Genomic DNA, 11,622 nt, shown 5'->3' on the forward strand with positions numbered 1-11,622 from the left:
GGACAAGCGGGAGACGCTGTACGTGCTCCCGGATTCCCGCGCGCAGGAGTATGCGCGGCGGCGGTTCCCGCACAAGCCGGTCAAGGAGGTCACCGGCGGCTGGGCGCCCCCGGAGTGACGCGGGTCAGCGCACGCCGGCGGCGTCGAGCAGGGTCGTCACGGTCGGGACGACGAGCCCCTTCAGGTCGTCGACGCCGATCCCGGCCCGCGCGCCGGCGCCGTCGAAGACCACGAGGAGCTGCCGGGCCAGCAGGTCCGGGTCGGCGGCCCCGCCCTGCTCGGCCTGCCGGCGGAAGAAGCCCAGCAGGTTCCGCTTGATCCGCCGCGCCACCCGGCTGGCGGGGTGGCGCTGGTCCTTGAGCTCGATCTGCGCGGCCAGGTACCGGCAGCCGTGGAACCCGGGGGTCCGCGCTTGGCCTTCCAGCTGTGTGAAGACGTGCAGGATCCGGTCGCGGGGCCCGCGGTCGTCGCCGGCCGGCGGGAGCAGGCCGGCCACGAAGGCGGCCGCGCCTTCCTTCAGGCTGGCGGCGAGGAGTTCGTCCTTGCTTTCGAACAGCTGGTAGAGGGATCGCTTCGACACGCCCGCGGCCTGGCACAGCGCCTCGACCCCGATGCCGACGCCGTCCCGGTAGGTGAGAGTGGCCGCGGCTTCGAGCAGCCGTTCCCGGGAGGTGGGTTTCGGGTCGGGGGTCATGTCGTGAGGTTAGCCCGGTTCGTGCGGGAATGACACCGATCGGTTTACCCGCGACACGGTGATCGGGAAGCGCTAGGCTCGAGCTGCCACTGGTTCGCCCGCACCCGGAGACGTGCGCGGGCGAGGCAACAGGGAACCCGGTGTGAATCCGGGACTGCCCCGCAGCGGTATGTGGGAACGAAAGCCGTCACCACGCGAGTGGTCCAGCACTGGACGCGAGTCCGGGAAGCGACGGCCGGTAGACCTGAGCTCGGCGCCCACGAGTCCGAAGACCTGCCCGTGGTACGCGCGCCGACGGCGTGCGTGAGTCCGGGCCTCGCGGGATGGGCACGACCGAACCGCGGCTCTTCGCGCGCGCTCGGACTCTCCGAGAGCGAGCTCGCGAGGAGAGAGCTGTGACCGACATCGGCACCACCGTGCTGGGCTACCCCCGGATCGGCCCGGACCGGGAACTCAAGCGCGCCCTGGAACGCTACTGGGCGCACGACATCGACCGGGACACGCTGCTGGAAACCGGCCGTGACCTGCGGGAACGAACTTGGCGCGCCTTGGCGGCGGCCGGGCTGGACTCGATCCCGTCCAACACGTTCTCGCACTACGACCACGTGCTCGACACCGCCGAGCTGTTCGGCGTGCTGCCCGGGCGGTTCACCGGGCTCGGCCTGCCGCCGCTGGACACCTCCTTCGCCGCCGCGCGCGGGGTCCAGGACGCGCCGGCGCTGGAGATGACCAAGTGGTTCGACACGAACTACCACTACCTCGTCCCGGAACTCGGCCCCGACACCGCGTTCACCCCGGCCGGGACCAAGCCGCTCGACGAGTACCTCGAGGCCCGGGCGCTCGGCCTCGCAACCCGGCCGGTGCTGGTCGGGCCGGTCACCTTCCTGCTGCTGGCCAAGTCCACGACCGAGGGCTTCCGGCCGCTCGACCTGCTCGACACGCTGCTGCCGCGGTACGTCGACCTGCTGCGCCGGCTGCACGAGGCGGGCGCCGAATGGGTGCAGCTCGACGAACCCGCCTTCGCCGCGGACCGGACCGAGGCCGAGCTGAACGCCCTGATCCGCGCCTACCACCGGCTCGGCAAGGAGACCGCCCGGCCGAAGATCCTGGTCACCGGCTCCTACGGCCGGCTCGGGCGCGCGCTCGGCGTGCTCGCCCGCGCGCCGATCGAGGCGCTCGCCGTCGACCTGGTCAGCGACGAGTCCTTTGTGGACGCCGTCGGTGCCGAACCGGCGTTGCGGGACAAGGAGGTCCTGGCCGGGGTCGTCGACGGCCGGAACGTCTGGCGGACCGACCCGGACCGTGCGCTCGCCCGGGCCGCCACGCTGCTCGGCGTGGCGAAGTCGGTCAGCGTGACGACGTCGTGCTCGCTGCTGCACGTGCCTTACGACGTCGAGCGCGAGCACGGGCTGCCGCCGCGGCTCAAGGGCCGGCTCGCCTTCGCCCGGCAGAAGGTCGACGAGCTCGTGCTGCTCGGCCGGGCGCTGCGCGGCGAAGAGGTCGATCTCGCCCCGGCGCGGCAGGCGGTCGCCGACCGTGCGGCGGCGGGCGGCGGCCCCGGGACGCCGGACACCACCGCCCGGCCGCCGTACGCCGAGCGCGCGCAAGCCCAGCAGGCCGCGCTCGGGCTGCCGCCGCTGCCGACCACGACGATCGGGTCGTTTCCGCAGACCACCGCGGTCCGCAAAGCCCGCGCCGCGCACAAGGCGGGCACGCTCGACGACGCCGCGTACGAGGCCGCGATGCGCGCCGAGATCGAACGCGTGGTGCGGCTGCAGGAGGACCTCGGGCTCGACGTGCTGGTGCACGGCGAACCCGAGCGCAACGACATGGTGCAGTACTTCGCCGAGCAGCTGGCCGGGTTCGCCGCGACCGCGCACGGCTGGGTGCAGTCCTACGGCTCGCGCTGCGTCCGCCCGCCGATCCTCCACGGCGACGTCTCGCGCCCGGCGCCGATGACGGTGCCCTGGGCCCGCTACGCCCAGAGCCTGACGGCCAAGCCGGTCAAGGGCATGCTGACCGGCCCGGTGACGATCCTCGCGTGGTCGTTCGTCCGCGACGACCAACCCCTGGCCGACACCGCGCGGCAGGTGGCGCTCGCCGTCCGAGACGAGGTCCGCGACCTCGAAGCGGCGGGCATCCGGATCGTCCAGGTCGACGAACCGGCGCTGCGCGAGCTGCTGCCGCTGCGCCGGTCCGGGCACGAGGAGTACCTGCGCTGGGCCGTGGCGGCGTTCCGGCTGGCGACCTCGGGGGCCGGCGCGGCCACCCAGATCCACACCCACCTGTGCTACTCCGAGTTCGGCGAGGTGCTGTCCGCGATCGACGCCCTCGACGCCGACGTCACCAGCATCGAAGCGGCCCGCTCGAAGATGGAGGTGGTCGCGGGCCTGGCCGGGTTCGGCCGCGGGGTCGGGCCGGGGGTGTACGACATCCACTCCCCGCGCGTCCCGGACGCGGGGGAGATCGGCACCCTGCTGCGGACCGCGCTCGCCGCGGTGCCCCCGGACCGGTTGTGGGTCAACCCGGACTGCGGGCTGAAGACCCGCGGCTACGGCGAGGTCGCCCCGGCGCTCGGGAACCTGGTCGCGGCCGTGCGCGAGGTCCGGGCGGGGCTCGCGTGAGGGGCAAGCCGGCGTCGGCGTCGCGGCTGACGCTGTCGCAGATCATGGACGACCACGACACGAACCTCATGGGCACCGTGCACGGCGGGGTGCTGATGAAGCTGGCCGACTCGCTGGCCGGGGTCGTCTCGGCCCGGCATTCGGAAGGCGCGTCGGTGACCGCGTCGGTCGACGAGATGGTGTTCCGCGTGCCGGTTCGGGTCGGGGATGTGCTGCACCTGCACGCCCAGGTCAACTGGGCCGGCTCGACGTCGATGGAGATCGGCGTGCGCGCCACGGCCGACCGCTGGGACCGCTCGGTGCCGCCGGTGCACGTGGCTTCGGCCTACCTGGTGCTGGTCGCGGTCGACGAAGACGGCCGGCCGCGGGTGGTGCCGCCGGTGGTGCCGGAGACGGACGAGGATCGCCGCCGGTACGCCGAGGCGGGGATCCGCCGGACCCACCGGCTCGCCCGGCGGGCGGCGATCACCGCGTCGCGCACGGTCGCCTGAGCAGGCCGGTGTGCGGGGCCGGGAGTCCCGCACACCGGCTTCACGCCGGAGTGGCGCGGAGGCCTGCCTCGGCGAAGGCGAGCACGTCGTCGACGAGGCCGCCGAGATCGCTCGTCCGCGCCCGGCCCTCGCGGGTCACGTAGATCTCCCGGAGGCCGGCGACCACGGTGACGGCGGTGAGCCGGGGGAGCAGGGCGTCGGCCGGGAGGCCGAGGTCGGCGCCGAGGGCCGCGGCGATCGGGAGTTCGAGGTCGCGGTAGCCGGCCCGGGCGCGGCCGCGGAGGTCGTCGTCGGCCAGGAGGAGGTCGGCGCGCAGGGCGCGGCGCTGCCAGATGTGCGCGGGGTCCACGCCGGACTCGCGGTCGCGCTCGTCGAGCTCGCGCATGGTCGCGTGCATCCAGTCGCGGACCACGTCGAGGGTGCTCCGCGGCTTGCGGTCGCGCAGGCGCGCATCGAGGGACTCCGGGGTGAACGGGTCGTCGGCGAACAGCAGGTCGTCCTTGGCCGGGAAGTGCAGCGTGACCGTGCGGGTCGCGACGTCGGCGCGCGCGGCGATCTGCGCGATCGTCGTCTCGCGGTAGCCCTGGCTCGCGAAGAGGTCCAGGGCCGCGTCCTGGATCCGGGCCCGCGTCTGGGCCTTCTTGCGCTCACGGCGGCCGTCACTCGCGATCATGCCCGCCACCTTAGCATCGACGGTATTAATGCAGTCCATGCTACTATTAGCTTGCGATGTAGAAATGGAGGCGTGTCATGACGAAGAACTGGCTCATCACCGGGACTTCCAAGGGCTTCGGCCGCGAGTGGACCGAAGCGGCGCTCGCCCGCGGCGACCGGGTCGCGGCCACCGCGCGGGACGTCGACAGCCTGCGTCCGCTGGTCGAGACGTACGGCGACGCCCTGCTGCCGCTGCGGCTGGACGTCACCGACCGTGCGGCCGCCGTCGACGCGGTCGAGCGCGCGGCGGCGGCGTTCGGATCGCTGGACGTGCTGGTCAACAACGCCGGTTACGGGCACTTCGGGATGGTCGAGGAACTGACCGAGGAGGAGGTCCGGGCGGAGCTCGAGACGAACTTCTTCGGCACGCTCTGGCTGACCCAGGCGGCCCTGCCGATCATGCGCCGGCAGGGGCGGGGCCGGATCATCCAGGTCACCAGCGAAGGCGGGATCCGGGCGTTCCCCGGTATCGGCGCCTACCACGCGTCGAAGTGGGCGGTGGAGGGCCTTTCGGAGTCCCTGCGGCAGGAGGTCGCGGCCTTCGGGATCGACGTGATCTGCCTGGAGCCGGGCCCGTACCGCACGGACTTCGGCGGGGGCAGCGTCCGGCAGAGCGAACCGGACCCGGCCTACGACGCGGTGCGCGAGGCGACCCGGATCGAGTGGGACCTCGGCGACCCGCGGGCGACCCGCGAGCCGATGCTGGAGCTGGCGGACACGGAAAACCCGCCGCACCGGATGTTCTTCGGCAAGTCGTTCGCGGCGGTGGAGGCCGAGTACCGGGACCGGCTGGAGGGGTGGCGCAAGTGGGAACCCCTTGCGCTGGCGGCGTTCGGCCGGGGCTGAGCGTGAACGGACGGCCCCTCACCCGGACCGGGCGAGGGGCCGTTCACCGGGGGATCAGGCGAGTGCCGCGTCCATGGTGATCGTGGTGCCGGCGAGGGCCTTCGACACCGGGCAGGTCTTCTCGGCCGTCTCGGCGTACTCCGCGAACTGCTCCGCCGTCACGCCCGGGATCGACGCCCGCAGGGTGATCGCGATGCCGCTGATCTCGAAGCCGCCGCCCTGCGCCGGGCCGAGGGTGACCTCCGCGCTCACGTCGATCGAGTCCGCCGTGAGCTTCTGGGCCTCCAGGACGCCCGAGAGGTTCATCGCCAGGCAGGACGAGTGCGCCGCCGCGATGAGCTCCTCGGGGCTCGTCTGGCCGTCCGGGTTGCCCGCGCGGGTCGGGAACGAGACCGCGAACGTGCCGGCGTTGGACGAGTCCAGCGTGACCTCGCCCTTCCCGCTGTTCAGTCCGCCGACCCAGTGGGTGGTGGCGTCACGGCTGGGCATAAAGCCTCCTCAGTGCTCGGGTGCGTACGCGGTGGCCGACGCCGTCAGCCGCCGCAGGGTCTTGATCAGTTCCCGCCGCTCGTCGTCCTCGAGGCCCAGTGCGCAGCCGATCGCCGAGGGGACACCGGCGGCGCGCGTCCGCACCGCCCGGCCCTGCTCGGTCAGGCTGACCACCACCGTGCGTTCGTCCGCGGGCAGCCGTGTCCGCGTCACCAGCCCGTTGGCCTCGAGCCGCTTGAGCAGCGGGGAAAGCGTGCCGTAGTCCAGGTGCAGCGCCTCGCCGATCTCCTTGACCGGCCGGGCGTCGGACTCCCACAGCACCAGCAGCACGAGGTACTGCGGATAGGTGAGATCCAGCTCGCCGAGCAGCGGCCGGTACGCGTCGGTCACGGCTCGCGATGCCGCGTACAGCGCGAAACAGGCCTGCTCGTCGAGGCGGAATTCGTCTGGCACGTCCGTAAACCTAGCCCACGATTACATCGTGCGCAAGGTAATGACTGTCGGACCCCTCTGGCAGAGTCCCGTCCATGACCGAACGACCCAAGCGCCCCGAGGCGCCGCTCACCGGCGGCGAACGCGAAGTCCTCACCGGCCTGCTCGACCACCACCGCGCCACGGTCGCCTGGAAGGCCGGCGGTCTCACCGAAGCGCAGTCCCGCCAGGTGCACCTGCCCAGCGAGCTGATGACCGTCGCCGGACTCGTCGCCCACCTCACGCTCAACGAGTGGTTCTGGTTCGGCGTGGTCGTCGACGGCGAGGAGGACACCTGGGAGGAGAAGCTCGAGCAGGATCCGGACGCGGAGTTCCGGATCCCGCCCGGCGTGCCGGTGGAGCAGCTCCTCGCGGACTACGAGAAGCAGTGCGCCCGCAGCCGCGAGATCGTCGCGAAGCACGGGCTCGACGACGAAGTGACGCACAAGGCCGAAACCTTCAACGTCCGCTGGGTCGTCGCGCACATGATCGAGGAGACCGCGCGGCACGTCGGGCACCTCGACGTGCTGCGCGAGCTCACCGACGGCCTCACCGGGGAGTGACCTTCTTCGGCGGCAACGGGAAGAAGCCGCTGGTCCGCTCGACGTAGTGCGCGTACGCCGGGCGCGTGCGGGCCATGCCCTTCTCCAGCAACGGTTTCCCCGTCCCGCGGGCCAGGGTGAACGTCATCGCGACGGGGGAGAGGACGGTCGCCGCGCCCGGCCACGTCGAGCACGCCAGGAGGTAGAGGCCCCACCACACGCACGCGTCGCCGAAGTAGTTCGGGTGCCGGGTGTAGCGCCACAACCCCGTGTCCAGCACGCGGCCGCGGTTGGCCGGGTCGGCCTTGAACCGGCGCAGCTGGTCGTCGCCGATCGTCTCGAACGCGAACCCGACCAGCCACACCACGATCCCGAGCCAGCCGAGCACGCCGATCCCGGTGCCGTCCACCGCGAACTGCACCGGCAGCGACACGAAGTACAGCACCACGGCTTGGAACAGGTACACGCGCAGGAACATCTTCAGCGGCCCGTGGCCCATCCGCGCGTACCGCGGGTCCTCCGGCAGCTTGTGGTTGCGCAGGTGCAGGTGCACCGAAAGCCGCACGCCCCAGACGACCGTCAGGAGCACCACCACGAGCCGCAGCGAGAGCGGGCCGTCGCCGAACGGGAAGGCGGCGATCGCGACGAGCGCGAACCCGAGCCCCCAGAAGGTGTCGATCGTGTCGTAGCGCTTGCGCGCCCGCGCGACCCCGAAGGTCACCGCTACCGCCAGCAGGGTGACGGCGGCCGTGACGAGCAGCTGGGGCATCGTCACCACTCCCGCGTCGCCGGCAGGCCGCTGCGGCCGTGCTCGCCGGGCCGCACGGCCAGGATCTGGTCCACGCCCATCCGGTTCTCCTCGAACGCCAGCGCCCCGCCCACCAGGTACAGCCGCCAGACCCGCGCGCCCGTCTCGCCGATGAGCGCGACGACGTCGGCCCAGTTCTCCTCCAGGGTGGCGGCCCAGGCCCGGACCGTCCAGACGTAGTGCTCGCGCAGCGCGTGCACGTCCCGCACCTCGAGGCCCGCGGTCTCCAGGTGGTCGATGGTCCGCCCGACCGGCCGCATGGTCATGTCCGGCGCGATGTAGCGCTCGATGAACGCGCCGCCGCCGGGGGCGACGTTCCCGCGCGACATCTGCTGCAGCAGCACGCGCCCGCCCGGCTTCACCATCCGGTGCAGCGTCGCCGCGTACGCCGGGTAGTTGACCTCGCCGACGTGTTCGCCCATCTCGATCGACGCGACGGCGTCGAACGGCCCGTCCGGCAGCTCCCGGTAGTCCTGCCGCCGCACCTCGACGCGGTCTTCGAGGTCGTGCTGGGCGAGCCGGCCGCGGATGTGCTGCAGCTGCTCGGCCGAGAGCGTGACGCCGACGGCTTCGACGCCGTGGTGCTTGGCCGCGTGGACGAGCAGCGAGCCCCAGCCGCAGCCGACGTCCAGCAGCCGCATGCCCGGCCGCAGCCCCAGCTTGCGGCAGATCAGCTCCAGCTTGTCGTGCTGGGCCTGTTCGAGACTCTGCGATTCGGAGGTGAAGTACGCGCACGAGTACGCCATCGACTCGTCCATCAGCAGCTGGTAGAAGGCGTTGCTGAGGTCGTAGTGGTGGGCGATGGCGGAGCGGTCGCGCAGCAGGCTGTGCAGTTTCCCGGACAGCCGCGCCTCTTCGGCGGGCGGCTTCGGCGGCAGCCCGGCGACGCCGAGCCGCGCGGCCAGCTTGACGGCGTCGGCCCACTCCCGCGGCCCCAGCTTCGCCCGGTTGAGCTCCCCCGAGCGGGTCAGGGCCCAGATCCGGCGGAAGCCGTCGGCCAGATCGCCTTCGACGTCGAGGTCGCCGGTGACGTAGGCGCGCGCGAGCCCCAGCTCGCCGGGCGCGTAGAGCAGGCGGCGCAGGGCGCGGCGGTTGCGGAGCACGACCGTCGGTGCGTCCTCCGGGCCGGCGCGCGTGCCGTCCCAGGTCCGCAGGCCCACGGGGAGCGGGCCGCCGAGGAGTTTCGCGGCGAACGAGGCTAACTGGTGCGCGGTGGTGTGCGGCATAGCCGGGATTCGCACCGCCCGCCCCGGTGGATTGGTCGGCCGGCCCGGCAATCCGGCCGGGCCGCGGTCCCGAAGGACCGGTGTGGAGATCACGGGAGAACGCATCGGCGTCATCGGCAGCGGGGTGGCCGGACTGACCGCCGCATACCTGCTGCAGCGCAAGTACGAAGTTCTGCTGTTCGAGGCCGACGACCGCCTGGGTGGGCACGCGCACACGCACGACGTGCCCAGCACCCACGGCGGCACCGTCGGCGTGGACTCCGGCTTCATCGTCCACAACGAGCGCACCTACCCGACCCTGCTGAAACTCTTCGGCGAGCTGGGCGTGCGCACCCGCGACACCGAGATGTCGATGAGCATCCGCTGCGACGGCTGCGGCCTCCAGTACGCCGGCGCCAAGGGCCTGCCCGGGCTGTTCGCCCAGCGCGGCAACGCCCTCCGCGCCCGCTACCTGCGGATGCTGGCCGAGGTGAAGCGGTTCCACCGGCACGCGAAGCGGCTGCTGGCCGCCCCGGACGCCGGCGACGTCACGCTCGGCGCGTTCCTCGCCATCGGCGGCTACACCCGGTACTTCGTCGACCACTTCATGCTGCCGCTGGTCTCGACGGTGTGGTCGGCCGACCGCGCCGACACCCTCCGGTACCCCGCGCGGTACCTGTTCGAGTTCCTCCGCAACCACGGCATGCTCACGGTGAAGAACTCGCCGGCCTGGCGGACCGTCGCAGGCGGCTCGCGCGAGTACGTCGAGCTCGCGGCGAAGCAGCTCACCGCCGTGCACCTGTCGACGCCGGTGCGGTCGGTGCTGCGGACCGGCAGCGGCGTCGAGATCCGCGACGACGCCGACACGCCGCACCGGGTCGACAAGGTCGTCGTCGCCACCCACGCCGACCAGGCGCTCGCCCTGCTGGCCGACCCGACCGCCGCCGAGCGCGAGGTGCTCGGCGCGTTCCGGTACTCCGAGAACGAGGCCTGGCTGCACACGGACACGAGCGTCCTGCCCACCCTGCCCGACGCCCGGGCCGGGTGGAACTACCGCGCGCCCGTCTGCGGCGCGCCCACCGGCGCGGTCCAGGTCAGCTACGACATGAACCGCCTGATGCGGCTCGACGAGCCGACCGGGTACGTCGTCACGCTCAACCCCGGCGACGGCCCCGGCGAGGACCACGTCGTCGCGCGGATGCGGTACGAGCACCCGGTCTACACGCCGGAATCCGTTGCCGCGCAACGACGGCTGCCCGAGCTCAACGACGGCGTGCTCGCCTACGCGGGCGCCTACCACGGCTGGGGCTTCCACGAGGACGGCTGCTCCTCGGGCGCCCGCGCCGCGGAAAGCCTGGGGGTGACCTGGTGACGAACGCGCTCTACGACGCCACGGTCGCGCACGTGCGGCGGATCGACCCGCCGCACGCGTTCGCCCACCGCGTCTACCTGTGGCGCGTCGACCTGGACGACCTCCCGCGGCTGCCGTGGTGGCTGCGGCCGTTCGCCCGCTTCGACCGCCGCGACCACTTCGTGGCCACGGACCCCCGCGGCATCCGGGAGAAGCTGGACGCCTGGCTCGCCGAACGCGGGGTCGACCTGCGCGGCGGGAAGGTCGTCATGCTCGCCGCCGCCCGCGTGCTCGGGTACGTGTTCAACCCGATCAGCGTCTACTGGTGCCACGACGCGCAGGGCCGCCTCGCGTGCGTGGTCGCCGAGGTGCACAACACCTACGGCGGCCGCCACGCCTACCTGCTGCACCCCGACGAGGCCGGCCGGGCCCGCGCGGCCAAGGAGTTCTACGTCTCGCCGTTCCAGGAGATGGACGGCGAGTACCGGATGCGCCTGCCGCGCCCGGAGGCGCTGCTCGACCTCACCGTGGCGTTGCGCCGCGGGACCTCGACCCCGCTGGTCGCTACGCTGCGGGGAGTTCGCCGCCCGGTGAACCCGCGGTGGCTGGCCCGGCTCGTGCTGGCCCGGCCGCTGCTCCCGCAGCGGGTGTCCGCGCTGATCCGCCGCCACGGCGTCGCCCTGTGGCTGCGGAAGGCCGCGGTCGTGCCGCGCACCCCGCAGAACGCCGGAGGACAGCTGCATGGATGAGCCGGCCCGCCCGCGCCGGATGGCGCCCGTGCCCTCGGAAGTCCCGGCCGGTCCGGCTGTGCCGTCCGCGGAGGAGCTCATGGTGCGCGTCGCCAAGGGCGACGAGCGCGCCTTCGAGCTGCTCTACGACCAGTTCGCGGGCCCCATCTACGGCCTCGTCCGGCGGATCGTGCGCGACGCGGCCCAGTCCGAAGAGGTCGCCCAGGAAGTCCTCGTCGAGCTGTGGCGCACCGCGACCCGGTACGCGCCCGACAAGGGCTCGGCGCTGAACTGGGCGATGACGCTGGCCCACCGCCGCGCCGTCGACCGGGTCCGCTCGGCCCGGGCGAGCACCGAACGCGAGCAGAAGGCGACCTTCGAGGCCGCCCGCGGCCGTCCGTTCGACGAGGTCGCCGAGTCCGTCACCGCGCGGCTCGAACGCTCCCAGGTGCGCCGGTGCCTGTCCTTCCTGACCGATCTGCAGCGCGAATCGGTGCTGCTCGCCTATTACCAGGGCTATACGTATCGCGAGGTGGCCGAAGTGCTGTCGACGCCGCAGGGAACCATCAAGACGCGGCTGCGGGACGGGCTGATCCGCCTGCGGGACTGCCTGGGGGTGACCGCTTGAGCACCCCGGAGATGCACACCCTGGCCGGTGC

General features: G+C 72.7%; 13 protein-coding genes and 1 riboswitch. Of the genes, 7 read left to right on the top strand and 6 right to left on the bottom strand.

All coding sequences use genetic code 11. The features are described from left to right. Positions 1–124: 124 nt before the first annotated feature. Complete coding sequence (locus tag ACWEVN_RS41430; protein WP_452054928.1) at positions 125–694, bottom strand: TetR/AcrR family transcriptional regulator; 570 nt, start codon at positions 692–694, stop codon at positions 125–127. Between the two features lie 73 nt (positions 695–767). After that, a riboswitch (cobalamin riboswitch) is annotated at positions 768–989 on the top strand. A gap of 100 nt (positions 990–1,089) precedes the next feature. Here ACWEVN_RS41430 and metE point away from each other — a divergent pair. Further along, the gene (gene metE / locus ACWEVN_RS41435) at positions 1,090–3,318 is read left to right on the top strand and encodes a 5-methyltetrahydropteroyltriglutamate--homocysteine S-methyltransferase (protein ID WP_452054929.1); all 2,229 of its coding nucleotides are present in this window, start codon (positions 1,090–1,092) and stop codon (positions 3,316–3,318) included. Next, positions 3,315–3,809, top strand: coding sequence for an acyl-CoA thioesterase (locus ACWEVN_RS41440; protein ID WP_449684175.1), 495 nt, complete (start codon positions 3,315–3,317; stop codon positions 3,807–3,809). Before metE ends, ACWEVN_RS41440 begins: the two co-directional genes overlap by 4 nt. A gap of 40 nt (positions 3,810–3,849) precedes the next feature. Here ACWEVN_RS41440 and ACWEVN_RS41445 read toward each other — a convergent pair whose 3' ends face one another. Further along, positions 3,850–4,482, bottom strand: a complete 633-nt coding sequence (locus ACWEVN_RS41445) for a TetR/AcrR family transcriptional regulator (protein WP_452054930.1) — start codon at positions 4,480–4,482, stop codon at positions 3,850–3,852. Between the two features lie 77 nt (positions 4,483–4,559). Here ACWEVN_RS41445 and ACWEVN_RS41450 point away from each other — a divergent pair, with 77 nt between their 5' ends. Beyond that, positions 4,560–5,369, top strand: a complete 810-nt coding sequence (locus tag ACWEVN_RS41450; protein WP_452054931.1) for an SDR family NAD(P)-dependent oxidoreductase — start codon at positions 4,560–4,562, stop codon at positions 5,367–5,369. Between the two features lie 54 nt (positions 5,370–5,423). Here the strand turns inward: ACWEVN_RS41450 and ACWEVN_RS41455 are convergent, their stop codons facing one another. Together ACWEVN_RS41455 and ACWEVN_RS41460 are read right to left on the bottom strand one after the other, a co-directional pair. Further along, positions 5,424–5,858, bottom strand: a complete 435-nt coding sequence (locus ACWEVN_RS41455) for an OsmC family peroxiredoxin (RefSeq protein ID WP_449684178.1) — start codon at positions 5,856–5,858, stop codon at positions 5,424–5,426. 9 nt (positions 5,859–5,867) lie between these two features. Continuing rightward, positions 5,868–6,311, bottom strand: coding sequence for a MarR family winged helix-turn-helix transcriptional regulator (locus ACWEVN_RS41460; protein WP_449684179.1), 444 nt, complete (start codon positions 6,309–6,311; stop codon positions 5,868–5,870). 74 nt (positions 6,312–6,385) lie between these two features. Here ACWEVN_RS41460 and ACWEVN_RS41465 point away from each other — a divergent pair, with 74 nt between their 5' ends. Continuing rightward, complete coding sequence (locus ACWEVN_RS41465) at positions 6,386–6,892, top strand: DinB family protein (RefSeq protein WP_449677678.1); 507 nt, start codon at positions 6,386–6,388, stop codon at positions 6,890–6,892. On the opposite strand, the gene ACWEVN_RS41470 is transcribed toward ACWEVN_RS41465, so the two are convergent. After that, positions 6,879–7,640: a DUF1295 domain-containing protein gene (locus ACWEVN_RS41470; protein WP_452054932.1), complete on the bottom strand. Its 762-nt coding sequence runs from the start codon at positions 7,638–7,640 to the stop codon at positions 6,879–6,881. The two genes, ACWEVN_RS41465 and ACWEVN_RS41470, sit on opposite strands and share 14 nt — an antisense overlap. A gap of 2 nt (positions 7,641–7,642) precedes the next feature. Next, the gene (locus ACWEVN_RS41475; RefSeq protein ID WP_449684182.1) at positions 7,643–8,905 is read right to left on the bottom strand and encodes a class I SAM-dependent methyltransferase; all 1,263 of its coding nucleotides are present in this window, start codon (positions 8,903–8,905) and stop codon (positions 7,643–7,645) included. Between the two features lie 82 nt (positions 8,906–8,987). Here ACWEVN_RS41475 and ACWEVN_RS41480 point away from each other — a divergent pair, with 82 nt between their 5' ends. The 3 genes from ACWEVN_RS41480 to sigK are packed head-to-tail and all read left to right on the top strand — an operon-like array spanning position 8,988 to position 11,591. Continuing rightward, positions 8,988–10,256, top strand: a complete 1,269-nt coding sequence (locus ACWEVN_RS41480) for an NAD(P)/FAD-dependent oxidoreductase (protein ID WP_452054933.1) — start codon at positions 8,988–8,990, stop codon at positions 10,254–10,256. Further along, complete coding sequence (locus ACWEVN_RS41485) at positions 10,250–10,984, top strand: DUF1365 domain-containing protein (RefSeq protein WP_449684188.1); 735 nt, start codon at positions 10,250–10,252, stop codon at positions 10,982–10,984. The genes ACWEVN_RS41480 and ACWEVN_RS41485 overlap by 7 nt, the downstream gene beginning before the upstream one ends. After that, positions 10,977–11,591, top strand: a complete 615-nt coding sequence (gene sigK, locus ACWEVN_RS41490; protein WP_449684184.1) for an ECF RNA polymerase sigma factor SigK — start codon at positions 10,977–10,979, stop codon at positions 11,589–11,591. The genes ACWEVN_RS41485 and sigK overlap by 8 nt, the downstream gene beginning before the upstream one ends. The last annotated feature ends 31 nt before the right edge of the window (positions 11,592–11,622 follow it).

It is taken from the genome of Amycolatopsis sp. NPDC003861 (assembly GCF_053605405.1).